Annotated in this window: 20 protein-coding genes; 13 read left to right on the top strand and 7 right to left on the bottom strand. The window is 72.7% G+C overall.

Translation table 11 applies throughout. The features are described 5' to 3' along the window. On the top strand, nt 1-2,569 hold a 2,569-nt coding region (locus NJ376_RS21225; RefSeq protein WP_252955282.1), incomplete at its 5' end, for a tetratricopeptide repeat protein. 172 nt (nt 2,570-2,741) lie between these two features. Here the strand turns inward: NJ376_RS21225 and NJ376_RS21220 are convergent. After that, nucleotides 2,742-4,193: a malonyl-CoA decarboxylase domain-containing protein gene (locus tag NJ376_RS21220; RefSeq protein WP_252955281.1), complete on the bottom strand. Its 1,452-nt coding sequence runs from the start codon at nt 4,191-4,193 to the stop codon at nt 2,742-2,744. Nucleotides 4,194-4,274: 81 nt separating this feature from the next. Then, the gene (locus tag NJ376_RS21215) at nt 4,275-5,696 is read right to left on the bottom strand and encodes an NAD(P)H-hydrate dehydratase (RefSeq protein WP_252955280.1); all 1,422 of its coding nucleotides are present in this window, start codon (nt 5,694-5,696) and stop codon (nt 4,275-4,277) included. Between the two features lie 327 nt (nt 5,697-6,023). Between NJ376_RS21215 and NJ376_RS21210 the strand changes: the two genes are divergently transcribed. From NJ376_RS21210 to NJ376_RS21190, 5 genes are all read left to right on the top strand, one after another. Continuing rightward, a complete protein-coding gene (locus NJ376_RS21210; protein ID WP_252955279.1) occupies nt 6,024-6,338 on the top strand; it encodes a hypothetical protein in 315 nt (104 codons plus the stop codon). A gap of 60 nt (nt 6,339-6,398) precedes the next feature. Beyond that, nucleotides 6,399-7,031: a ParA family partition ATPase gene (gene parA / locus NJ376_RS21205; RefSeq protein WP_252955278.1), complete on the top strand. Its 633-nt coding sequence runs from the start codon at nt 6,399-6,401 to the stop codon at nt 7,029-7,031. Between the two features lie 318 nt (nt 7,032-7,349). Next, entirely contained in the window at nt 7,350-7,778 is a 429-nt protein-coding gene (locus NJ376_RS21200) for a GNAT family N-acetyltransferase (protein WP_252955277.1), read from the top strand. Continuing rightward, nucleotides 7,775-8,203 (top strand): GNAT family N-acetyltransferase, encoded by a 429-nt coding sequence (locus NJ376_RS21195; protein WP_252955276.1) that lies wholly within the window; start codon nt 7,775-7,777, stop codon nt 8,201-8,203. Before NJ376_RS21200 ends, NJ376_RS21195 begins: the two co-directional genes overlap by 4 nt. A gap of 37 nt (nt 8,204-8,240) precedes the next feature. Further along, nucleotides 8,241-9,215 (top strand): zinc-binding dehydrogenase, encoded by a 975-nt coding sequence (locus NJ376_RS21190; RefSeq protein ID WP_252955275.1) that lies wholly within the window; start codon nt 8,241-8,243, stop codon nt 9,213-9,215. A gap of 133 nt (nt 9,216-9,348) precedes the next feature. On the opposite strand, the gene NJ376_RS21185 is transcribed toward NJ376_RS21190, so the two are convergent. Together NJ376_RS21185 and NJ376_RS21180 are read right to left on the bottom strand one after the other, a co-directional pair. Further along, on the bottom strand, nt 9,349-10,326 hold the full coding sequence (locus tag NJ376_RS21185; protein WP_252955274.1) for a GSCFA domain-containing protein: 978 nt from the start codon (nt 10,324-10,326) through the stop codon (nt 9,349-9,351). Between the two features lie 335 nt (nt 10,327-10,661). Further along, a complete protein-coding gene (locus NJ376_RS21180; RefSeq protein ID WP_370288509.1) occupies nt 10,662-11,513 on the bottom strand; it encodes a DMT family transporter in 852 nt (283 codons plus the stop codon). A gap of 399 nt (nt 11,514-11,912) precedes the next feature. Between NJ376_RS21180 and NJ376_RS21175 the strand changes: the two genes are divergently transcribed. From NJ376_RS21175 to NJ376_RS21150, 6 genes are all read left to right on the top strand, one after another. Beyond that, a complete protein-coding gene (locus NJ376_RS21175) occupies nt 11,913-12,548 on the top strand; it encodes an NUDIX domain-containing protein (protein ID WP_252955272.1) in 636 nt (211 codons plus the stop codon). A 60-nt stretch (nt 12,549-12,608) separates the two neighbouring features. Further along, on the top strand, nt 12,609-13,364 hold the full coding sequence (locus tag NJ376_RS21170) for an alanyl-tRNA editing protein (protein WP_252955271.1): 756 nt from the start codon (nt 12,609-12,611) through the stop codon (nt 13,362-13,364). Between the two features lie 134 nt (nt 13,365-13,498). Continuing rightward, entirely contained in the window at nt 13,499-14,344 is an 846-nt protein-coding gene (locus tag NJ376_RS21165; RefSeq protein WP_252955270.1) for a sulfurtransferase, read from the top strand. Then, on the top strand, nt 14,344-15,534 hold the full coding sequence (gene metC, locus NJ376_RS21160) for a cystathionine beta-lyase (protein ID WP_252955269.1): 1,191 nt from the start codon (nt 14,344-14,346) through the stop codon (nt 15,532-15,534). The genes NJ376_RS21165 and metC overlap by 1 nt, the downstream gene beginning before the upstream one ends. A 206-nt stretch (nt 15,535-15,740) precedes the next feature. Continuing rightward, complete coding sequence (locus tag NJ376_RS21155) at nt 15,741-16,151, top strand: hypothetical protein (protein ID WP_252955268.1); 411 nt, start codon at nt 15,741-15,743, stop codon at nt 16,149-16,151. Nucleotides 16,152-16,352: 201 nt separating this feature from the next. Next, on the top strand, nt 16,353-17,585 hold the full coding sequence (locus tag NJ376_RS21150; protein WP_252955267.1) for an MFS transporter: 1,233 nt from the start codon (nt 16,353-16,355) through the stop codon (nt 17,583-17,585). Nucleotides 17,586-17,699: 114 nt separating this feature from the next. Here NJ376_RS21150 and guaB read toward each other — a convergent pair whose 3' ends face one another. The 3 genes from guaB to NJ376_RS21135 all read right to left on the bottom strand — a co-directional run bounded on the left by guaB (nt 17,700) and on the right by NJ376_RS21135 (nt 20,762). Next, nucleotides 17,700-19,214 carry an IMP dehydrogenase gene (guaB, locus tag NJ376_RS21145; RefSeq protein ID WP_252955266.1) on the bottom strand — a complete coding sequence of 505 codons (1,515 nt, stop codon included), beginning with the start codon at nt 19,212-19,214 and terminating at the stop codon, nt 17,700-17,702. A 226-nt stretch (nt 19,215-19,440) separates the two neighbouring features. Further along, nucleotides 19,441-20,277 carry a serine O-acetyltransferase gene (gene cysE, locus NJ376_RS21140; protein ID WP_305880012.1) on the bottom strand — a complete coding sequence of 279 codons (837 nt, stop codon included), beginning with the start codon at nt 20,275-20,277 and terminating at the stop codon, nt 19,441-19,443. Nucleotides 20,278-20,492: 215 nt separating this feature from the next. After that, entirely contained in the window at nt 20,493-20,762 is a 270-nt protein-coding gene (locus NJ376_RS21135; protein WP_252955265.1) for a DUF1127 domain-containing protein, read from the bottom strand. Nucleotides 20,763-20,934: 172 nt separating this feature from the next. On the opposite strand from NJ376_RS21135, the gene NJ376_RS21130 reads away from it, so the two are divergent. Continuing rightward, nucleotides 20,935-22,707: an aminopeptidase P family protein gene (locus NJ376_RS21130; protein ID WP_252955264.1), complete on the top strand. Its 1,773-nt coding sequence runs from the start codon at nt 20,935-20,937 to the stop codon at nt 22,705-22,707. The last annotated feature ends 89 nt before the right edge of the window (nt 22,708-22,796 follow it).

Here is a 22,796-nt window from a genome sequence, read left to right as displayed (position 1 = left end):
GGAGCGGCCGCTGCTCTGGCGCGGCCTGCTGGCGCTCTGCCCCGGCCATGTCGCGGCGCATATGGAGCTCGGCCATGCGCTGCGCGGCGGCGGCGACCCGGCAGCGGCACTGCCGCATTTCTCCGCGGCGCTCGAGGCGGCGCCGGAGGCGGAGTGGGCCGCCCTCGCCTGCGCCGACACGCTGCGCCAGCTCGGCCGGCTTCCCGAGGCGGAGCCGGCCTATCGCGCCGTGCTGCGCCTGCGCCCGGACCACCCGGCCGGGCTGGCGGGCCTGGCCGAATGCCGCCGCCTGCAGGGCGACGCGGCGGAGGCCGGCACGCTCTTCGCCCAGTTGCGCGCGGAGGCGCCGGAGGATCCGGCCGGGCTGCTCGGCATGGCGGAGCTGCATCTGGCGGCCGGCGAGGCGGCGGCGGCGGCGGCGGGGTTCCGCGCCGTGCTGGCGCGGTGGCCGGACCATCAAGGGGCCATGATGGGCCTCGGCCATGCCGCCATGGCGCTGGGCGAGCCCGGCACGGCACGGCCGCTCTTCGCCGCGGTGGCGGCGGCGCAGCCCCGGGCGCTCTGGGCCCTGCTGCCGCTGGCCGAGGCGGCGCGGGCGCTGGGCGAGCCGGAGGCGGCGCTGCGGCATTTCCGCGCCGCCCTCGCCCTCGATCCGGCCTCGCTGCAGGCCCGGCTGGGCCAGGTGGCGGCGCTGGCCGAGGCAGGACGGGCGGCGGAGGCGCTGGCCGAGGCGCAGCGCGCGGTGGAAGCGGCGCCGGCGGAACCCGGCCTGCGGCTGGCGCTGGGCCATGCGGCGCGGGCCCTCGGCGACCATGCGGCGGCGCGGGAGGCCTTCGCCACCGCCGCCGCGCTGGGCCCCGAGGATCCGGCGCTGTTGGTGGAGGCGGCGGCGGCGGAGCGGGCGCTGGGCCAGCCCCGGGCCGCCCGTGCCCTGCTGGACCAGGCCCTCGCCCTCGATCCGCATTGGGTGCCGGCGCTGGAGCACCTGGCCGCGCTGCACCGCATGGCCGGAGCGCTGGACGCCGCCCGCGCCTGCTTCGAGGCCGGCATCGCCACCGGCCATCCCGGCCCCTGGTGCTTCCTCGGCGCCGCCGAGATCCATGCCGAGCAGGGCCGGCTGGAGGCCGCGCTGGCGCTGCTGGAACAGGGCGCGGCGGCGCTGCCCGGCGTGCCGGAGCTGCCGGCCAAGCGGCTGGAGTTGCTCCGCCGCAGCGGGGCGGTGCCGGAGGCCCTGGCCGCTGCCCGGGCGAGCCCCGCCGACCGCTTTCCACTCTGGTTCGAGCGGGTGGTGCTGGAGCATGAGGCGGGCGACGCCGCGGCGGCGGAGGCGCTGTTGGCGGCGCCACCCCCGGCGCCGGGCCTCGCCGCCCGCGCCCGCAGGCTGCATCTGCGCGGCCTGGTGGCCGCCGACCATTGGCGGCTGGAGGCGGCGGAGCCGCTGCTGGCGGAGGCGGCCGACCTCGCCCCGGACGATCCCTGGCCGCGCAGCCGCCTCGCCATGCTACGCCTCGCCCGCAGCGACGCCGCAGGGGCGCGGGAGGCGGTGGCGGCCGTGTTGCGCATCGAGGCGGCGGCAACCCGGCTGCAGGGCCGCACGCCCCGCCTCTCCCGGACCTTCCATGGCCAGTTGCTGGACGAGCTGGCGCTGGAGCCGGAACTGCTGGCGCGGCTGCACGCCCTGGCCGCCCTGCCGGCCGCGGCCCGGCTCGCCCCGCTCGGTGCGCTGGTGCGGGAGATGCCGGAGCATTTCGGCGCCGCCCATGCCCTGGCGGTGGCGCTGCGCCAGGCAGGGGGCTTCGCCTTCCGCCCGGACCCGGCCGCGCCCCCCCTGCCCGCCCGGCTGGCGCAGTACTGGAACACGGCGGAGCCGCCCGCCGACCTCAGGGCGATGATGGCGAGCTGGGCACGTCCGGGCCTGGCCGCGCGCCGCTTCGACGATGCCGCCGCCTCGGCCTGGATGGCGGCGACCCAGCCCCCCGCGGTGCAGGCCGCCTGGCGCCGGGCGCGGACGCCGACCCACCGGGCCGACCTGCTCCGCCTGGCCGTGCTGGCCACGGAGGGCGGCTGGTGGGCGGATGCGGATGACCGGCTGTTCGGGAGCCTCGGGGCGCTTGCCCCGCCCGGCGCCACGCTGGTGCTGTACCAGGAGGATCTGGGCTCCATCGGCAACAACCTGATCGGCGCGGTGCCTGGCCATGCGCTGATGCAGGAGGCGCTGCGCCAGGCGGTGCAGGCGATCCACCGCGGCGATGCCGACATGGTCTGGCTGCAGAGCGGCCCCGGCCTGCTGACCCGGGTGGTGGCGGGGGCGGTGGCCGAGCGGGGCGAGGTGCCGCCGGGGCTGCTGGTGCATGACCACCTGACGGCGCTGCGGCAGGTCGCGATGCACTGCCTCGCCGAGTACAAGACCCGCGCCCATTGGATGCGCCGGCCGGCCAAGGCACCGCAGGACGCCGGGGAGGTCGGCTGGGGCGCGGCGGGCGGGCCGCCCACCGCGCCGGGTGCGGTTGCCCCCGGAGCAAGCAACCAGACAATCAGCCTGGAGCCGAACCGGGGAAGCGAAGCCTAGAGCAGACCGCGTTCAGATGGGATCATCTGAACGCGTGAAGATGCTCGCAAAACACCGGCCTAGAGCATGCTGCGGGAGCGCCAGCGAACGCAGCATGCTCTAGGCACTCCGGCTCCAGCGGCCAGCGCCCCACCCTGCCCGGAGGCGGCGACGCGCCCGTCCCGGGCCGCGCTCAGCCCCTGGCCAGGCGCTTGATAGCATTGGCGGCGGCGCGCTTGCCCTCGCCGACATAGGCCTCGTGGTACTCCTCGATCTTCGCGGGGTCGTAGAGGTAGTTCACCATCAGCCCGGCGCTCTCCTTCAGCCCCTTGTCGGAGGTGTCGCCGCGCCAGTTCAGCCGCTCCACCCGCGCGCCGTTGGAGAGGTGGAAATGCGCCACCGGGTCGCGCGCCCGCTTCGGGTGGCGCGGCGAGGCCTCGGCCATGAGGTAGTGCGCGCAGAGCCGCAGCAGCACCGGCTCCAGCGCCTTGGCCACCGCCTCCTCCCGCAGCCAGCTCCGCCGGGCGAGGATGCGGGCCAGGGTCTGGGCGGGGGTTTCCACCAGCGCGGGCGCGGTGGCGGCGCCGCCCTCCGCCGGGGCCGGCAGGGCGGTGAGCGGCGGCGCGGCCTCGCGCAGCGCCTTGATCTCCTCCTCGCTCAGCGGCAGCGCCTCGCCCTCCGCCGCCAGCCGCCCCTGCAGCCAGCGGCTGAAGCCGGGGATGGGGGAGAGGGTGGCGAATTGCCGGATGTTCGGCAGCTCCGTCCCGAGCAGCGAGACCACCCGCTTGATGAGGAAATTGCCGAAGCTGATGCCATCCAGCCCGCGCTGGCAGTTGTTGATGGAGTAGAAGATGGCGGTGTCGGCCTCCGTCACCGCCAGCACCGGGGCCTTCGGGTCCAGCAGGCGCTGCACGCTCTCCGCCAGCCCCTTCACCAGTGCCACCTCGACGAAGATCAGCGGCTCGGCCGGCATGCGCGGATGGAAGAAGGCATAGCAGCGGCGGTCGCTGTCCAGCCGGTTCTTCAGGTCCCGCCAGGTGCGGATGCGGTGCACCGCCTCGTAATCCACCAGCTTCTCGAGCAGCGCGGCGGGGGAGTTCCAGTCGATCCGCCGCAGCTCGAGGAAGCCGACATCGAACCAGCTCGCCAGCAGCCCCCTCAGGTCGGTCTCCAGCGCCTGGAGCAGCGGGTCCTCATCCATCAGGCGCAGCAGCTCGGCGCGAAGATCGACCAGGAATTTCACCCCATCCGGGATGGTGGTGAATTGCGTCAGCAGCTTCACCCGCGGCGTCTCCAGCACCCGCCGCAACTTCGCCTTGGCGGCAGCGCGGGCGGCCGTCGTCTCCGCCTTGCCGAGCGCGGCCATGGCGGCCTCCAGCGCCGAATCGTCGGAATCGAAGCGGGCGAGGCAGCGCAGGAAGTCCTGCCGCCCGCCGGCATCCAGGGTCAGGTAGCTCTGCGCCAGGCGGGCGGCGCGGTTGCGGGCGGAGACCTCGCCGCCGCGGCCGGCGAGGCAGGCGCGCATCTGCGCCTCCACCCCCATATCCTCGGCGCCCACCACCCGGTCGGCCATGTCCCGCCACAGGCTGGTGACGCGCCGCAGCGCCCGGTCGAACAGGCCAGGGGCTTCCAGAACTTCCGACATCGCGATCGCACTCCCCCATGGCTCGGGCGCCAGCCGAGCATGTGAAACATTAAGAAATCTAGCGCGATGGCAAGGGGGGCATCACGCGCGAAAGGTGAATTCCATGGCAGCCGGCAAAGAGGTGATCAGATCGGAGGCGATCAGCCCGGGCCCGTTTCGGTACGCCGCCTCCCCTTGCAGCCAGGCGGCGGCGGCAGCGGCCTCGAAGGGCGGCATCCCCTGGCCCAGCAGGGCGGCGATGATCCCGGCCAGCACGTCGCCGCTGCCGCCGGTGGCCAGCGTCGGCGGCGCATGGTCGTTGATGACGAGGCGGCCATCCGGCGCCGCGATGCAGGTATCGGCGCCCTTCAGCAGCACCACCGCGCCGGTCGCCGCCGCGGCGGCCCGGGCGGCGGCGGGCTTGTCCTCGCCGGGCGGACCGAAGACCGCGGCATATTCGCCGGCATGCGGGGTGAGCACGGCGGCGCCGCGCAGCGCTTGCGGCGCCCCGGCGCAGGCGGTGATGGCGCCGGCATCCGCCACCACCTGCCGCCCGACCCCGATCGCCTGGCGCAGCCGGGCGCGGGTCGCCTCCGTGGGGGGCAGGCCGGGGCCGAGCAGCCAGACCTGCCGGCGCGGATCGCCGAGCAGCTCCTCGGGCGGGGCTTCCGTCACCATCGTCTCCGGCGCCCCGGCGCGGTAGGCGGCGGCGCTGGCGGCATCCGGCGCGGCGATGCTGACGAGCCCCGCCCCCGCCCGATGTGCCGCCCCGGCCGCCAGCCGCGCCGCCCCGGTCATGCCGGACCCGCCGAGGATGGTGACATGGCCGCGGCTGTATTTGTGGCCGGCGGCACCCGGCGCCGGCAGGCGCCAGAGGCCGGGGCCGTTGCGCCAGGCACGGGCGCCGGTGCCGGGCAGCACGCTGGCGGGCAGGCCGATATCGGCGAGCCGCGTCTCGCCGCAGAGCAGGCGTCCGGGCAGCAGCAGATGGCCGGGCTTCAGGCGGAAGAAGGTGACGGTCAGCGCCGCCTGCGGCGCGAAGCCGAGCGGCTGGCCGGTGGCGCCGTCGAGGCCGGAGGGGACATCGACGGCGAGAATGGGACCGCCCGCCGCCCGCAGCATTTCGGCCACCCTCTCCTCCAGCGGCCGGGCAAGGCCGGCGCCGAAGACGGCATCGATGACGAGGCCGGCGCGGGCGGCCTCCTCCGGGGCGAAGGGCGCCATGGGGCCGCGCCAGGTGCCGGCGGCCCAGGCGGCGTCGCTGCCCGGCCGCGGCGGCGCCAGGGCGGCGACCGCGACGGGCCAGCCCGCCTGCTCCAGCCAGCGCGCCGCAACATAGCCATCGCCGCCATTGTTGCCGGGGCCGGCCAGCACCAGGGTGCGCACCGGCCGGAAGCGGCGGCGCGCGACCTCGGCCACGGCGCGGCCCGCGGCCTCCATCAGGCGCGGGCCGGGGATGCCGCCGGCGATCGCCAGGGCATCGGCACGCGCCATCTCGGCCGGGGTGAGGAGTTCAAGCGCCATGGCGGCGAGGATAGGGGCGCCGCATGGCCGGCAGCAATTCCGGGCGGGGACGACGGCGGGATGGGCAGGAGGGTCGAGCCCCCGGGGGATGAGGCAGGCGTTCGGGCCAAGGGGCGCGGCAGGAGGTCCGGCCAGGGGACGCGCCAGAAGCCGGGGCCAGGAGGGACGGCGCCGGCGCGTCGCCAATGGCACCGCCTGGCGGCGGCCGCGCTGCGCTTCGGGAGGATCGCGCCCCTCTCCTCTCCGGCGCGCGATCCCTCGGCCGGGCGCCGCGAACCCGCGCCGCCGCCATGCGCTTCATGCGCAGATCACTGCCGGAGCCGCACCATGCCCCGCCTCAGCCTTGCCACGGTGATCCCGCCCATGCTGATCGCCACGGTGCTGGGCCTCTTCCTGCACCGCTGGACCACCGAACCGCCCAGCCCGCCGCCGCCGGCCACCACCGCCGAGTGGCGCGCCGCCATGAACCCGGACAGCGCCACGGGCAGCAGCGCGCGCCTGCCGCCCGCCGCTTCCTCCACCCCGCCGCCCGCGGCGATGAACCCGGTGCCCGCGGGCACGCCGGATGTCGGCGTCTCCGGCAACGCGCCGTCCAGCGCCACGTCCACCGCCCCCTCCGGCGAGCCCGCCCGGCCGGAGTGACCCTTCGGCCCGAAGCGGCATTTTCCTGTAGCCTGCGCGGCGGGCATCGGAGTCGCGCGCATGGCCTTCGTGGTGACGGTGGCGCAGCAGAAGGGCGGGGCGGGGAAATCCACCCTCGCCGCGAACCTCGCCGTCGCTCTGGCGCAGGCTGGCCACAGGGTCGCGCTGCTGGACACCGACCCGCAGGCCTCGCTCGGCCACTGGCACATGGCGCGGCAGAAGCAGGGGGAGAAGGCGGCGAGGCTGAGCTTCGACAGCCCCTCCGGCTGGCGCACCCCCGGCGCGCTGGACCGGCTGCGGCGGGAGACGGATTTCGTCATCGTCGACACCCCGCCCCATGCCGAGACGGATACCCGGCTCTCGATCCGCGCCGCCGATCTGGTGCTGCTGCCCATGCAGCCCTCGCCGGCGGATTTCTGGGCGAGCGACGCGACGCTGAAGCTGGCGGCGGCGGAGGGGCGCTACGTCGCCGCGGTGCTGAACCGGGTGCCGCCGCAGGGCAGGCTGAAGGACAGCATCGCCGCCGCGCTGGTGGAGAAGGGCGTGACACTGATGGCCCAGACCCTGGGCAACCGGGTGCAATTCGCCACCGCCTTCCTCGATGGGCTGGGCGTGACGGAGGCGGCGCCGAAAAGCCCGGCGGCGGCGGAGATCAGGGCGCTGGCGGGAGAGATCGCCAGGCTGGTGCGCTGAGGCGCGGCGAGGGGCGATGGCCTTGAGGCCGCGCCTCCTGCGTCCTGGCGACCCCATCCACGCGGCGGCCGCTCGCGCTGACCGTGCCTGCGTGGGACCGTGCGGGCCTTTCGCGTCGCCGCAGCTTCCGAGTCGCCGGGCGCCTCCGCCTGGCCTGGGAATGCTGCAGGCCCCTTCGGGACGGGCGCGGCAGGCCGCCGCGGTGGCCGGTGCGCCGCCGCCAGGCCCGGCGCAGCCGGGGCCCCACCGCCGCGCCCAACGCCCCGGCGCGGCGGCGCGGTTGACAGGCTGGCAAGGAGGCTGCGCTTTGCTGCCGACATGAGCGAGGACGGCATCGAGATCAGCGAGGACGAGTACCCGGAGCTGGAGGCGGTAGCCGCCATCCAGCGCGGGCTGCACGCCTTTAACCAGGAGATGGGCGGGCCCTACGACCGGGAGCCGGTCACCCTGCTGGCGCGGGACCAGGCCGGCGAGGTGCGGGGCGGGCTGCTCGGCCTGACCTACTGGAATTGGCTCTTCATCGACTGGCTCTGGCTGGCGCCGGAGCAGCGGGGCAAGGGACTCGGCGCCGCGCTGCTGGCGCGGGCGGAGGCGATCGCCCGCCGCCGCGACTGCACGGACGCCTACACGGACACCTTCGACTTCCAGGCCCCCGGCTTCTGGCGGCGCGCCGGCTATGAGGAATTCGGCCGGCTGAACGGCATGCCGCCCGGCCATGCCCGCATCTGGTTCAGAAAGAAGCTATGACCGACGCGCCCCGCATCACCGTGGAGGAAAGCCCCGATCCGGCGGCCCGCGCGGCGGTGCGGGACGGCCTTGCCGCCGCCAACCTCGCCGCCCATGGCCGCCGGGTGCCGCGCGGCGAGCGCTGGGTGGTGGCGCGGGACGCGGCGGGCGAGGTGACCGGCGGCGCGAAATGCGCGCTCGGCTGGGGCTGGCTCTATGTGGACTGGCTCTGGGTCGCGGAGGCGATGCGCGGCCAGGGACTCGGTGCGCTTCTGTTGGCGGAGGCCGAGGCGCTGGCGCGGCGGGAGGGCTGCGTCGGCGTCCATCTGCACACCATCTCCTTCCAGGCGCCGGGCTTTTACCGCCGCCAGGGCTATGAGGAGGTGGCGCGGCTGGCCGACATGCCGCCGGGCGCCACCCACTTCTGGTTCACGAAGCGGCTGTGACGGCCTATCCCTGCCCTGCCAGGGGAGGGGAATCGCCATGAAGGCCGCTGTCGTCACGACCGAGGGGCTCAAGGTGCAGGAAGCGCCGGAGCCCACGCCGAAGCCGAATGAGGTGCTGGTGCGGGTCCGCGCCGCCGGGTTGAACCGCGCCGATCTCGGCGTCGCCGCCGGCCAGGCGCATGGCCGCATCGGCGGGCCCGGCACCATCCCGGGGCTGGAATTCGCCGGGGAGGTCGTGGCGCTCGGCGCCGAGGTGCCACCCGGCCTCGCCATCGGCCAGCGCGTCATGGCCAGCGGCGCAGGCGGCTATGCCGAATATGCCGTGGCGGATTGGGGCCGCGTCTCCCCCCTGCCCCAGGCCAACATGTCCTGGGAACAGGCGGCGACGCTGCCCGTCGCGCTGCAGACCATGCATGACGCGGTGGTGACCAATGGCGGGCTGCAAAAGGGCGAGGCCATCCTGATCCAGGGCGCCTCCTCCGGCGTCGGGCTGATGGGGATGCAGATCGCCAAGCTGATGGGCGCGGTCAAGGTGCTCGGCAGCTCCACCAACCCGGAGCGCCGGGCGCGGCTGGCCGAGTTCGGCTGCGACCTGGCGATCGACACCGGCGCGGCGGATTGGCCGGAGCAGGTGCTGGCCGCGACCGATGGCCGCGGCGTGGAGGTGATCGTCGACCAGGTCTCCGGCAAGCTGGCGAACGGCAATCTGCGGGCCTGCGCCATCCTCGGCCGCATCGTGAATGTCGGGCGGCTGGGCGGCGCCCGGGCGGAATTCGACTTCGACCTGCATGCGCTGCGGCGCATCCGCTATATCGGCGTCACCTTCCGCACCCGCAGCCTGGAGGAGGTGCGGGAGATCAATCGCCGCATGCGCGCGGATCTGTGGGAGGCGGTGGAGGCGGGGAAGCTGTCCCTGCCGATCGACCGGGTGTTCTCGCTGGACGAGGCGCCGGAAGCGCTGGCGCATATGAAGGCCAATGCGCATTTCGGGAAGATTGTGCTGGCCTGCTGACGCTGGCCTCGCGCCTGCGCGGTCTTGCTGCCGGCGGCGCCCCTTTGGGTGGCGCGGGCCCGACGGGACCGTGCGCCAGAGCCTGCGTGCAGGACGGGTGCGGCCCGCCCGCGCGCACTGCCGCCGGGATGCGCTACTGCGCCGCCAGAACCGCGCCCTGCGGGTAGTACAGGCTGTAGAAGCGCTGCATGATGTGTTCCACCATTTTGCCCGCGACATGCAGCTGGTCGTCCAGCCAAGCAAGTTCCCGCGGCGTGTTGATCACCATCTCGTAGCTCGGGAAGTAGTCGACGAAATCGTAGCTGCGGAACAACTCCTCCGCCACGGTGCGCAGCATCGCCTTGGTGGATTGATGGCCGACGACCACGTCCTGAGGTCGGAAGGTGGCGTTGAAAGGCACAGGGGAGACGGTGAGGATGAAACGCATCGCCGGATTGCACTCCCGGCGGATGAGCTGAATGGTCCGATCGACCTGCGCGATCGTCTCCGCGTAGGAATGGTCAACGAAGAAGAAGCGATCCCCGAATTTCCGCAGAGCGGCGGGCCCCGGATGCGCGTTCATCGCGATGCCGGTGGCGGTGTCCAACCAGCTTTCGGTCTGGCCCAGCGTCATCACCACGACATCCGCTTGGCGCACGAGCTGCATCGCCTCGGCGATCTTCGCCCGGTTGGCCAGCGCCTGCTCCAGCGGCAGCAATTTCAGCCCGCTCGCATGGGGGTCGAACCACTTGTCGGTGTCGAGCTCGATCAGCCCCTCATTCTCGTAGCTCTCGCGCAGGATGGTCCGGCGCAAATCATGCTCGATGGAGGCGGTGGTGTATTTGTTGAACACACCGGCATAGAGCGCGTCAGCGCCCGGCGCATCATCGCCATCCTTCCAGCTATCGAAGAAGCGGCGCTCGATCCCCTGGTTCCGCAGCAGCAGCGGCACGCCGAATGGTGCGAGCTTGTACTCGATCTCCCGCGCGAAACAGGAGCCGACGGTGAAGAATCTGTCGGCAAGCGAGAGTTCGAATTTCGGCTGATGGTGCGCCGAAAAGTAACCGCCGGCCAGGAAGCGGTCTCGCGCCGAGTTCTTGTTGCCCTGCCAAGCTCTGGCCGGGTTGGCCATGGAAGTCCGAAGGGCTTCGATGCCGCTGGCGCGAAGATTCTTCGATGCCGCTGGCGCGAAGATTCATGGCGTTGCCTCGACCGGATGAGAAGCGTCCACCCATGGTGGAGAGCACACGCAGACTTGAACGAACCGCGCACATGCTCAAGTAAAGAAATGTCTCTCAGCTAAAAAATCGCAAAAATTTGTAACGAACAGTCGACAGAATGAATAAAAGCCAGGATCGAGGGCCATGCACCACCCCGAAAGTCACCTTTGAAAGTCACCGTTCCGGGCCGCAACGGTCGCGCCTGCCAGATGCGGCCACCAGGAACACGCTGCATGACGCCTTCGTCTCAGCGCTTCAGCCCCAATGCGACCTCGCGGTGCCAGATATACAGCCCGCTTCCCACCAGCACCGCGATGCCGGCGACATCCCAGCCATCCGGCAGTTCGCCCCAGACCAGCACGCCCATCAGCGTGGTCCAGAGGATGGCGGAATACTCGAAGGGGGCCAGCAGGGTGGCCTCGCCGCGGCGGTAGGCTTCCGTCATGATCACCTGGGCCAGCGCCGAAACCAGGCCCGTGCCGGCCAGCAGCACCCACTGCTCCGGCCGCGGCGCCACCCAGACGGGCAGGCTCAGCACGCCGCAAACCAGCGCGGAGCCCAGCGCGAACCACAGCACGATGGTCGCATTCGCCTCCCCGGCCTCGCCCATGCGGCGGATGGAGATCATGGCAACCGCCCAGGCCACCGCCCCCACCAGGACGGCGGCGATGCCGGTCAGCTCCACCCCGCCGCCGCTCCCGGGCAGCGCCACCAGCAGCACCCCGCCGAAGCCGGCCAGCACCGCCAGCCCCCGGCGCGGCCCCACCCTCTCCCCCAGCAGCGGCACGGAGAGCAGGGTGAGGAAGAGCGGCATGGTGAAGCCGAGCGCGGTGACCAGGGCGAAGGGCAGCACCACATAGCCATAGAAGGGCCCGGCCATGCCGATGAGGCCGGCGGTGATGCGCATCGCATGCAGCCAGGGCAGCTGCATCCGCAGCGCGCGCAGCCCGCCCGCTGCCCAGAGCAGCGGCAGCAGCGCCGGGATGGCGAAGAGATTGCGGCAGAACATCACCTGGATCAGCGGGATCTCGCCCCGCAGCGCCTTCACCTGCGCCCCGGCCAGGGAGAAGAGCGCGGCCGCCGCCAGGATGAAGAGGATGGCCCGGCGCCGCGCAGCGCTGCGGGCGGCCTGCGGGGTCAGGGTCTCGGCGGCGGAAATGGCGGGGATCCCGTGGACGGCGTTGGCGGCGAGCCTAGAGCAATATCCGAAAGGGTGGAATCGCCGGTCGTCAGGCTAGCGGATCGTGCGGCGATCCGGGGCTGCGGGGGCGATCGTCCGGGTGTGGCGCGGGGAACATGGCTTGCGCGGCCGGGCCCATGGCCGGAGCAGGCGGGCGCGCGGCGTGACCATCCGCCCCTCAGGCCGGGATCTCTGCCGCGTGACCCGCGGGCGTGGTAGCCAGGCGCCGAAGAACGCCATTGAAAATGCCGCTTCTGGGGCCATCCGCCGCCTCCGGCGGATCCCGCAAGCTGCCCTTCTGTTCCGGGAACCCGTTGCATGACCGAGAGACCGCCCAAGGCACCGCCCATCCCGCCCTATCCCGGCCTCGAGGTGACGGCGGACGAGATCGCCTGGAGCGGCCGCTTCGCCCTGCAGCTCGTCCGCTTCACCTATGAGCGCTTCGACGGCAGCCGCTCCGCCGAGCTGGTGTGGGAGCTGTGGCGGCGCGGCCGCGGCGTTGCGATCCTGCCCTACGACCCGGTGGCGGATGCGGTGGTGCTGATCGAGCAATTCCGCCTGCCGGCCCTGGCGGCTGGCCTCGTGCCGGTGATGACGGAATGCCCGGCCGGACTGCTGGAGCAGGGGGAGGACCCGGAACTCGCCGGCCGCCGGGAGCTGCAGGAGGAGACCGGGCTGGTCGGCCGGCAATTCGAGAGCATCGGGCAATACATGCTGATGCAGGGCGGCTGCGACGAGACCATGCACTACTTCGCCGCCCATGTGACGCTGCCCGAATCCGGCCCCGCCACCCATGGGCTGGCGCAGGAGGGGGAGGATATCCGGCTCCGCATTCTCCCGGCGGCGGACGCCTTCGCCCTGCTGGATGCCAACCGCATCCAGAATGTCACGGCGGCCGCCTGCCTCTGGTGGCTCAGGCATCACCGGGAGAGGCTGCGGGCCGCCTGGCGCTGAGGTGTCGGCCGGCCGCGCGAGCGGGCTTGCCACCCGGCGCGGAGCGGGGGATGAAGTCCCATGTCGACCGATCTGCTCTTCCGTGAGGACGCCTATCTGCAGGAGGCGCGGGCGATTGTCCTGGCCGCCGGGCCGGAGGGCGTGGTGCTGGACCGCAGCCCCTTCTACGCCCAGGCCGGCGGCCAGCCCGGCGATGCCGGGGTGCTGCGCTGGGCGGATGGGGAGTTGCCGATCCTGAAGGCGGTGAAGGGGCCGGAGGACACGGTGCTGCACCTGCCGGCCGAGGGCGCGACGCTGCCGCCGGTGGGCGCCGAGGTGACGGCCGCGATCGACTGGCCGCTTCGCCACCGCCATATGCGCATGCACACCGCCCTGCACCTGCTGTGCAGCCTGATCCCCGGCGCCGGCGTGACCGGCGGGCAGATCGGTGCGGAACGCTCGCGGCTCGATTTCGACCTCGCCACCCCGCCGGCCAAGGAGGCGCTGACCGAGGCGCTGAACGCCCTGATCGTCGCCGACCATGCGGTGGGGGAGCAGTGGATCAGCGAGGCGGAGCTGGACGCCAATCCCGGCCTGGTCCGCACCCTCTCCGTCCAGCCGCCGCGCGGCGCCGGTCGCATCCGGCTGGTGCGCATCGGCGACGCGGCGGCGCCGGTGGACCTCCAGCCCTGCGGCGGCACCCATGTGCGCCGCACGGCGGAGATCGGCCGCGTCGAGGTCACCAAGCTCGAGAACAAGGGCAAGCAGAACCGCCGCGTCTATCTCGTGATCGCTGATGGCGCGGCATCGCCGGGCGCCCAGAGCGTGATCGGTTGAGGCCGAATCGGCCGCAACCGTGAATCGCGCGGCATAACAATGAGCCGGAGCGGGATGGGCGAGGGATGCTCGACCCACCCCGCTCCGGCCCGCAGGACGGAAGACCACCTCAGGCTGGCATGGGAGTGAGGGCGATGGACAACCTGGTCTCGACCGAGTGGCTGGCGGCGGAGCTGGGCAAGCCAGACCTCCTTGTCTTCGATTGCTCCACCTACCTGCCCGGCGAGCCCGGCAACAAGCATGACGGCTTCCGCGCCGCGCACATCCCGGGCGCGCTGCTGTTCGATATCGACGAGATCGCCGACCCCGAGACCGACCTGCCGCATATGCTCCCGACCCCGGCGCGCTTCGCCCGCCTGGTGGGGGCCCTCGGTGTCTCCAACGCCTCCCGCATCGTCTTCTACGACCAGCACGGGCTGCGCGCCTCGGCGCGCGGCTGGTGGATGATGCGGCTGTTCGGGCATGAGCAGGCGGCGGTCCTGGATGGCGGCCTGCCGAAATGGCAGCGCGAGGGCCGGCCCGTGGAGACCGGGGAGGCCAAGCCGCGCGCCGCCGCGACCTTCATCCCGGATTTCCAGCCGACCAAGCTGCGCGGCATCGGCGACGTCAAGCGCATCGTGCGCCAGGGCGGCGGCGGCGAGCTGCTGCTCGATGCCCGCGCCCGCGGCCGTTTCGCCGGCACCACGCCGGAGCCGCGCAAGGACCTGCCCGCCGGCCATATGCCGGGCGCCGCCAACCTGCCCTCCGCCGAGCTCCTCAAGCCCGACCTCACGATGAAGGATCCGGCCACGCTGCGGGCGATGTTCGAGAAGGAGGGCGTGACGATGGAGCGCCCGGTCGTCACCACCTGCGGCTCGGGCGTCACCGCCTGCGCCCTCGCCCTTGGCCTCGTGCGCGCGGGTTTCCCCGAACCTGCCGTCTATGACGGCTCCTGGACCGAATGGGCCAGCCGGCCCGAAACCCCGAAAGCGACTGCCTGATGACCGAGGATTCGAAGAAGCACGGCTTCGCCACCCGCCTCTCCCATGCCGGGCGCGCGGGCACCCATGTGCATGGCTTCGTGAACCCGGCCGTGCATCGCGGCTCCACCGTGCTGTTCCCGAATGTGGCGGCGCGGCGGGAGGGCGCGAAGCATCGCTTCGAGCAGTACATGACCTATGGGACCCAGGGCGGCCCCACGCATTACGCCTTCGAGGACGTCATCGCCGAGATCGAGGGCGGCACCCATGCGCTGATCGTCGGCACCGGCCTCGCCGCCGTCGCGGTGCCGCTGCTGGCCTATCTGAAGGCCGGCGACCACTGCCTGATGCCGGACAGTTGCTACGGCCCGGCCCGCAACCTCTGCGACGGGCTGCTGAAGGGCTGGGGGATCGAGACCACCTATTACGATCCCTGCATCGACGCCGCCGGCCTCGCGGCGCTGTTCCGGCCCAGCACGAAGGTGCTCTACACCGAGAGCCCCGGCAGCCACACCTTCGAGGTGCAGGACGTGCCGGCCCTGGCCGAGGTGGCGCATGCCAAGGGCGCCCGCCTGCTGATGGACAACACCTGGGGCATCCATCACTTCAAGCCCTTCGAGAAGGGCGTCGATGTCTCCATCCAGGCGCTGACGAAGTATGTCGGCGGGCATTCGGACGTGCTGCTCGGCAGCGTCACGGTGAACACCGAAGAGGATTGGAAGATCGTCCGCGGCGCCGCCTCGCTGCTCGGCCAATATGCCTCGCCGGATGATGTCTGGCTCGGGCTGCGCGGCGTGCGCACCATGGCGGTGCGGCTGCAGCGGCAGGCGGCGAGCGGGCTGGAGGTGGCACGCTGGCTGGAGGCGCGGCCGGAGGTGCAGCAGGTGCTGCACCCGGCGCTGCCGAGCCACCCGCAGCACGCGCTGTGGAAGCGGGATTTCACCGGCGCCTGCTCGCTTTTCGGCGTGGTGTTCCAGCCGCGCTACACGGTGGACGATGTCGGCCGCTTCATCGATGCGCTGCAGCTTTTCGGCATCGGCGCGAGCTGGGGCGGCTATGAGAGCCTGGCGATCCTGACCACCGGCAATGTGACGCGCACCGCCGGCAGCGGCGAGTTCGGCGGTCCCATGGCGCGCATCCATGTGGGGCTGGAGGAACCTGCCGACCTGATCGCCGATCTGGAACAAGGGCTGGCGAAGCTGAGGGGCTGAGAGGCCGGGCCGGGTCCCGCGGCGCCGCGGGACGCGGGCGCCGCGGCCTGTACGGGTCCGGGCTTTGCGCTGTGCACCACGGCCTGCATCCGGTCGCAGGCGCCCGCCCCGCCCGGGGCCCGGTCCCGGTTTCGCTGCGTGACGCAAGGCACTGCGGAGCCGGAACGGCTTCGCCCAGTCTTCCCACGACCAGGGGAGGCAGCGCGGTGCCGGACGGGACAGCCATCATCGCCGCCTGCGAGGCGGAGTGGGACGCCCACAAGAGCGATTGCAGCGGCTACCTGAAGGCGGTGGCCCGGCGCTTCGACATCACCGTCATCGGCCAGGCCAATGCGATCATCGCCGCCCTGCGCCAGGGCTGGCAGCAGGCGCTCGACGGCCCTTCCGCCGCCGCCCTGGCGACGGCTGGGCATTTCGTCATCGGCGGGCTGGAGGCCGAGCCCAATGGCCATGTCGTCATCGTGGTGCCGGGGGAGCTGAACCGGGGCCGCTACCCGCGCGCCTATTGGGGCAAGCTCGGCGGCATCGGCCGCAGGAACGAGACGATCAATTGGAGCTGGAACGCCGCGGACCGCGACCGGATCGGCTACTGGCACAGCCAGGCGCCGGTCGGGTAGGGCAGTTCGGTCAGCGGGACAGCCGGCGACCCGGAAGGCGCGACGGCGCGGAAGCCAGGGCGGCTGGGCGCCGGCGCGGCCCGGATGACGCCGCCCAGCCCCGATCCATGCCTTCGCCGCAGGACTGTTGCGCCGCACAAGCGGGTTCTCCGCTCTGCCATCCCCGCTAGGCTTCTCCGGTAGCCTCGGGAGGAGTCCGTCATGCCGTCCTTGCGCGACCTGCGCGGAACCCCTGCCCTGCCCATCCTGATCGGCGCCTCGGTCATGCTCAGCCTCGCCATGGGGCTGCGGCAGAGCCTCGGGCTGTTCATGGCGCCGGCGGTGGCCGATCTCGGCATGGCCGTCGCCGATTTCACCCTGGGCATTGCGGTACAGAACCTGGCCTGGGGGCTGCTGCAGCCCTGGTCCGGCGCGCTGGTGGCGCGCTTCGGCTACCGGCCGGTGATGCTCGCCGGCACGCTGGCCTATCTGGCGGGGCTGGCGGTGATGGCGACGGCCAGCAGCCGCTACGGCATCTGGCTGGGCGCCGGGGTGCTGATCGGGTTGGCCCTGGCCTGCACCACCTCCTCCATCGCCATGGGCGTAGCGGCCCGGCCGGTGGCGCCGGCGCTGCGCAGTTCCATCATGGGTCTGGTCTCGGCGGCCGGCTCGCTCGGCGCGCTGTTCTCGGCACCGCTCGGCCAGACGCTGAGCACCGGCTGGGGCTGGCGGGCCGGGGTGCTGGGCTTCATCCTGGTGGCGCTGGCCATGATCCCGGCGGCGCTGGTCGCCGGGCGGGTGGACAAGGTGCCGCTGCCGGCCGCGCGCGGCGAGGCCGGCTCGGCCGGCGATGCGCTGCGCCTGGCGGTCCGCAGCCCGGCCTATCTGGTGATGTCCGGCGCCTTCTTCATCTGCGGGCTGCAGCTCGTCTTCCTGACGACGCATCTGCCCTCCTACCTCGCCCTCTGCGGCATGGACCCGATGCTCTCGGCCCAGGCGCTGGCGGTGATCGGCGGGTTCAACGTGCTGGGCAGCCTGTTCTTCGGCTGGGCCGGCGGGCGGTGGTCGAAGCCGGCCCTGCTGGGGGGCATCTATCTCTGCCGGTCGGCGGCGCTCGGCCTCTACTTCATGATGCCGCCGACGCCCTTCGCCACCCTGGTCTTCGCCGCGGTGATGGGCTTCCTCTGGCTCGGCGTGGCGCCGCTGACCGCGGGCATCGTGGTCGGGCTGTTCGGCCTGCGCTGGCAGCCCATGCTGAGCGGCATCGCCTTCACCAGCCATCAGATCGGCAGCTTCCTCGGCGCCTATGGCGGCGGGCTGCTCTTCGATGCGCTGGGCTCCTACGACCTCGCCTGGAAGCTCGGCGTCGGCATGGGGCTGGTGGCGGGGACGGTGCAGCTACTGGCGGCGCTGCCGGGGCGGACGGGGCTGGGCGGCAAGCCGGCGACGGCCTGAGGTCAAACACGACCAAGGAAGATCGGGGGCTTTGCCCCCGAACCCCCACCGGGGCCAGGACCTGGCCCCGGACCCCGGTGTGAGTTTGCGCCCGGCTATGGGGCGTGTGGCCCTTTACCCTTCCTGACGGTAGTTCGGCGCCTCGCGGGTGACCGCCACATCATGCACATGGCTCTCCCGCAGCCCGGCGCCGGTGATGCGGCGGAAGCGGGCATTGCGCTGCATCTCGGCAATGGTGGCGTTGCCGGTATAGCCCATCGCCGCCTTCAGCCCGCCGACGAGCTGGTGGATGACATTGCCCACCGGCCCCTTGTAGCCGACGCGGCCTTCCACCCCTTCCGGCACCAGCTTCAGGGAATCCTGCACCTCCGCCTGGAAGTAGCGGTCGGCGCTGCCGCGGGCCATGGCGCCGAGCGAGCCCATGCCGCGATAGGATTTGTAGGAGCGGCCCTGGTAGAGGAAGACCTCGCCCGGCGCCTCGTCGGTGCCGGCGAAGAGGCTGCCCATCATCACGCAATCGGCGCCCGCGGCGATCGCCTTGGCGATGTCGCCGGAGGTACGGATGCCGCCATCGGCAATGGCCGGCACGCCCTTCTCCCGCGCCGCCGCGGCGCTCTCCAGCACAGCCGTCAGCTGCGGCACGCCGACACCCGCCACGATGCGCGTGGTGCAGATGGAGCCCGGCCCGATGCCGATCTTCACCGCATCGGCCCCGGCCTCGACCAGCGCCGCCACCGCTTCCGGCGTCGCGACATTGCCGGCCACGACCTGCACGGTGTTCGACATGCGCTTGATGCGCTCGATGGCCGCCAGCACGCCGCCGGAATGGCCATGGGCGGTGTCCACCACCACCACATCCACCTCGGCGGCGACCAGCGCCTCGACGCGGCGGATGCCATCCTCGCCCACGCCGGTCGCCGCCGCGGTGCGGAGACGCCCCAGCGCATCCTTCACCGCATTCGGGTTGGCCTGGGCCTTTTCCATGTCCTTCACGGTGATCAGGCCGACGCAGCGCCCGGCCTCGTCCGTCACCAGCAGCTTCTCGATCCGGTGGCGGTGCAGCAGGGTGCGGGCGGCGTCCGGCGTCACCTCGGCATCGGCGGTGACGAGGTTGTCCCGCGTCATCAGCTCATAGACCCTCGTGCTCGGGTCGGTGGCGAAGCGGACATCGCGGTTGGTGATGATGCCGACCAGCCGGCCGGAGCCGCGCTCCACCACCGGGATGCCGCTGATGCGGTGCTGGTCCTGCAGGGCGCGGACATCGGCCAGGGTCTGGTCCGGGTGGATGGTGACTGGGTTCACCACCATGCCGCTTTCGAACTTCTTCACCCGGCGGACCTGCGCCGCCTGTTCCTCCGGCGTCATGTTCTTGTGGATGACGCCGATGCCGCCGGCCTGGGCCATGGCGATGGCCATGTTCGCCTCGGTGACGGTGTCCATCGCCGCGGCGACGAGGGGGATGTTGAGGGCGATCTCGCGCGTCAGCTTGGTGCGCGTATCGGTCTGGTTGGGCAGGACCGTGGAATAGGCCGGTACCAGCAGCACATCGTCGAAGGCGTAGGCTTCCTCGATGGTGAAGGCGCGGCGGGCCGCCGGCGGGGCGGCGGCTTCAGAGGATTCGGGAGCCATGGGGGGGACCTTTCGCACCTGCGGGCGCTGCGCCCGCCGAGGCGGCGCGAGTCGCGACCTTGGCAGCGCCCTTTACCGCGCCGGGGTCCCCGGCGTCCAGCGCCCCGCATGCGGGGGGCCGCAAGGCTGCCACGCGCCGCGGGCGGGGGTGGTGCCGCGCCCGGGGCAGGCGCCACCTGGCGCACGGGGGCGATGGTGCTTCTGCCTTTCCCCGCTAGGATTCTGCTCAGCAGCCTTCCGTCCCGGCCTCCGGCAACGCATGGCTCATCACCAGCGCCGGGATCGCCTCCGGGCACCAGCCGACGATCCGCGCCGGCACCCCCGCCACCGTGGCGCAGGGCGGCACATCCCGCAGCACCACGCTGCCGGCGCCCACCTTGGCGCCGCGGCCGATGGTGACGTTGCCGAGCACCTTTACCCCCGCCCCCAGCAGCACCCCGTCCCGCACCTTGGGGTGGCGGTCCCCGGCTTCCTTGCCGGTGCCGCCCAGGGTCACGCCCTGCAGGATGGAGACGTCGTTCCCCACCACCGCCGTCTCCCCCACCACCACGCCGGTGCCGTGGTCGATGAAGACGCCGGTGCCGAAGCGCGCCGCCGGGTGCAGATCGATGCCGAGGGCGCGGGCCGATTGCGCCTGGAGGAAATAGGCCAGCGCCCGCCGCTCCCGCCCCCATAGCCAATGGGCCACGCGGTGGAGCTGCAGGGCGTGGAAGCCCTTGTAGTAGAGGAAGGGGGTCAGCAGCCCGGACCCGGCCGCCGGGTCGCGCGCCCCGATGGCCAGCAGGTCGGCGCGCAGCGCGGCTTCCAGGGCGGGCTCCGCCGCCCAGGCTTCCAGCACCAGCCCGGCCAGGCGCTCGGCGCCCAGCTCCGCGGTCCCCAACCGGTCCCCCAGCACCGCGGCAAAGGAGTCCGCCAAGCCCGGCCAGCGCAGGAGGGTGGCGTAGAGGTGGCGGTCGAGCAGCGGCTCGGCCTGGAGGGTACGCAACGCCTCCCGGTGCAGCCTCGCCCAGACATCCTCGGCGAGGCGGGCGGCGCCCTCGGCCGGCATCGGCGGCTGCTGCATCCTGGTCCTCCTCGGCACCCTGCCGCAGGAATATCGGCAGCGAGGCGGCCGAGGGAAGGCCCGCGCCGGCTCATTCGCGCGAAAGAATGTCTGGCGAAGGGGGGCGGCCAGGGGTTACGCGGCGTGAGGGCGCATACCCCCTGGCGCAATCCCGCATGGCCGGGGGGGCGGCCGCGCGGGGGAGAGGATCCGGGAGCCGCCGGGGCTCCCGCCGATCAGCGCGCCTGGCCGTCCACGACGCGGTCGATGTCGCCGGGAGTCAGGCCGATATCGGCCAGCTCCCGCAGCGTCAGGCTGCGCAGTTCCGCTCGGGCGCGCCAGCGCGCGGGCAGGGACAGGATGCGCTCGGCAAGCTGCGCGATCCGGCGGCCCAACGCAGCATCGCGGGCACGGCCGGCGGCCAGGCGGATGGCCTCCACCCGCTCGGCCGCGGAGCTGCGGGGCAGTAGGAGGGTGGCCTCCGTATTGGTAATGCGGGCGTCCATGGCTAGCGTCCAGTTATCCTGCGTCGGCCGGGTGGCCGTTTCGCTTCGCAGAGCAATTAGGGCCGCGACCGGCGAAGGATGAGCGCGAATGTAACAGAGAAGACATGCGTCAATCGCATTGCTTCCTGTGGATATACGCGAAAACGTTAAGTCTGTTGCAAGGGATTTCCGGATGAGCCCCGCCGAACGCCTCGCCGCCCTCCGCGCCGAACTCGCCCGCCTCGGCGTGGACGGCGTCCTCATCCCGCGGGCGGATGAGCATCTCGGCGAATACGTCCCGCCCTCGGGGGAGCGGCTGGCCTGGCTGACCGGCTTCACCGGCAGCGCCGGCCTCGCCGTGGTGCTGCCGGACCGCGCCGCGCTGTTCACCGATGGCCGCTACACCACCCAGGCGGCGCAGCAGACCGACACGGCGCTGTGGGAGCAGCGGCACATCACGGAAAACCCGCCGGGCGACTGGCTGGCGGAGCACGCGGCGGGCCAGCGCATCGGCTACGATCCCTGGTTGCACAGCGAGGCCGGGCTACAGCGGCTGGAACGGCCGGGGGTGAGCTTCGTGCCCCTGCCGCGCAACCCGGTGGACGCCATCTGGGCCGATCGCCCGGCGCCGCCCGCCGCCCCTGCCCTGCCCCACACGCTGGAATTCGCCGGCAAATCCGCCGCCGAGAAGCGCGAGGAAGCGGCCGCCGCCCTGCGCGCGGCGGGCGAGGATGCGGCGGTGCTGGCCGATGCCCATTCCCTCGCCTGGCTGCTGAACCTGCGCGGCGGGGATCTGGAGAACACTCCCCTCGCCCTTGGCTTCACCCTGCTGCGCGCCGATGCCAGCGCCGAGATCTACATGGACCCCGGCAAGGTCCCGCCCGAGACCCGCGCCCATCTGGGCAATGACGTGGTGGTACGGCCGCGCGGCGAGATCGCCGCGGCGCTGAAGGGGCTTGCGGGCCGCAAGGTGCGTCTGGACCCGGAGGCGACGCCCGCCTGGTTCGGCGCCGCCCTGCGCGAGGCCGGCGCCCGGGTGGTGGCGGGCGACGACCCGGTGCGCCTGCCCCGCGCCTGCAAGAATGCAGTGGAGCAGCAGGGCGCCCGCGCTGCGCATGGGCGGGATGCGGTGGCGCTGGCCCGCTTCCTCGCCTGGTTCGCCAAGGCGGCGCCGGCGGGCGGCCAGACGGAACTGAGCGCGGCGGAGACGCTGCTGGGCTTTCGCCGCGACCTCGCCCTGTTCCATGGCGAGAGCTTCCCCGCCATCAGCGGCGCGGGCGAGCACGGCGCCATCGTGCATTACCGCGTGACGCCGGAGAGCGACCGCCGGATCAACCCCGATGAATGCTACCTGATCGACAGCGGCGGCCAGTTCCGCGACGGCACCACCGACGTGACCCGCACCCTGTGGAGCGGCCCCGGCCCGGCCCCGGCGCTGCTGAAGGAACGCTACACCAGGGTGCTGCAGGGCCATCTGGCGCTGGCGGCGCTGCGCTTCCCAAAGGGCGTCGCGGGGCCGCACCTGGATGCCATCGCCCGGCGCGCGCTATGGGCGGTGGGGCTGGATTACGACCATGGCACCGGCCATGGCGTCGGTAGCTTCCTCTCCGTCCATGAGGGGCCGGTGGCCTTCAGCCGGGCGGCCAAGCCGGTGCCGCTGGCGCCGGGCATGATCCTCTCCGACGAGCCGGGCTACTACCTGCCGGGCCATTACGGCATCCGGATCGAGAACCTGCTGCTGGTGCGTGAGGCCCCGGCGCAGCCGGACCAGGTGAAGCCCTTCCTGGAATTCGAGACCCTGACCCTCGCGCCCTATGAGCGGGCGCTGATCGCGGTGGAGCTGCTGACGCGGGAGGAGCGGGCGCAGGTGGATGCCTACCATGCGCGGGTGCTGGCGGAAGTCGGGCCGCATTGCGATGCGGAGACGGCGGCGTGGCTGCAGGGGGCCTGTGCGCCACTGAGTTGAGGGGGGCTTTGTCCCCCTCAAGCTCCCCCTACCAAAGGCCGAAGGGCCTTTGGAAACCATGAATTTGGAGCACGTGGGTTCAACCTGCG

This window comes from Siccirubricoccus soli, from assembly GCF_024178315.1.
GTDB classification, from domain to species: Bacteria; Pseudomonadota; Alphaproteobacteria; order Acetobacterales; family Acetobacteraceae; genus Siccirubricoccus; species Siccirubricoccus soli.
This window is presented reverse-complemented; position numbering and strand designations above follow the sequence as displayed.

Coding starts and splice junctions, on each gene's coding strand:
- NJ376_RS21220 (WP_252955281.1), bottom strand. CDS start 4,193: ATGTCGGAAGTTCTGGAAGCCCCTGGCCTGTTCGACCGGGCGCTGCGG.
- NJ376_RS21215 (WP_252955280.1), bottom strand. CDS start 5,696: ATGGCGCTTGAACTCCTCACCCCGGCCGAGATGGCGCGTGCCGATGCC.
- NJ376_RS21210 (WP_252955279.1), top strand. CDS start 6,024: ATGCCCCGCCTCAGCCTTGCCACGGTGATCCCGCCCATGCTGATCGCC.
- parA (WP_252955278.1), top strand. CDS start 6,399: ATGGCCTTCGTGGTGACGGTGGCGCAGCAGAAGGGCGGGGCGGGGAAA.
- NJ376_RS21200 (WP_252955277.1), top strand. CDS start 7,350: ATGAGCGAGGACGGCATCGAGATCAGCGAGGACGAGTACCCGGAGCTG.
- NJ376_RS21195 (WP_252955276.1), top strand. CDS start 7,775: ATGACCGACGCGCCCCGCATCACCGTGGAGGAAAGCCCCGATCCGGCG.
- NJ376_RS21190 (WP_252955275.1), top strand. CDS start 8,241: ATGAAGGCCGCTGTCGTCACGACCGAGGGGCTCAAGGTGCAGGAAGCG.
- NJ376_RS21185 (WP_252955274.1), bottom strand. CDS start 10,326: ATGGCCAACCCGGCCAGAGCTTGGCAGGGCAACAAGAACTCGGCGCGA.
- NJ376_RS21175 (WP_252955272.1), top strand. CDS start 11,913: ATGACCGAGAGACCGCCCAAGGCACCGCCCATCCCGCCCTATCCCGGC.
- NJ376_RS21170 (WP_252955271.1), top strand. CDS start 12,609: ATGTCGACCGATCTGCTCTTCCGTGAGGACGCCTATCTGCAGGAGGCG.
- NJ376_RS21165 (WP_252955270.1), top strand. CDS start 13,499: ATGGACAACCTGGTCTCGACCGAGTGGCTGGCGGCGGAGCTGGGCAAG.
- metC (WP_252955269.1), top strand. CDS start 14,344: ATGACCGAGGATTCGAAGAAGCACGGCTTCGCCACCCGCCTCTCCCAT.
- NJ376_RS21150 (WP_252955267.1), top strand. CDS start 16,353: ATGCCGTCCTTGCGCGACCTGCGCGGAACCCCTGCCCTGCCCATCCTG.
- guaB (WP_252955266.1), bottom strand. CDS start 19,214: ATGGCTCCCGAATCCTCTGAAGCCGCCGCCCCGCCGGCGGCCCGCCGC.
- cysE (WP_305880012.1), bottom strand. CDS start 20,277: ATGCAGCAGCCGCCGATGCCGGCCGAGGGCGCCGCCCGCCTCGCCGAG.
- NJ376_RS21135 (WP_252955265.1), bottom strand. CDS start 20,762: ATGGACGCCCGCATTACCAATACGGAGGCCACCCTCCTACTGCCCCGC.
- NJ376_RS21130 (WP_252955264.1), top strand. CDS start 20,935: ATGAGCCCCGCCGAACGCCTCGCCGCCCTCCGCGCCGAACTCGCCCGC.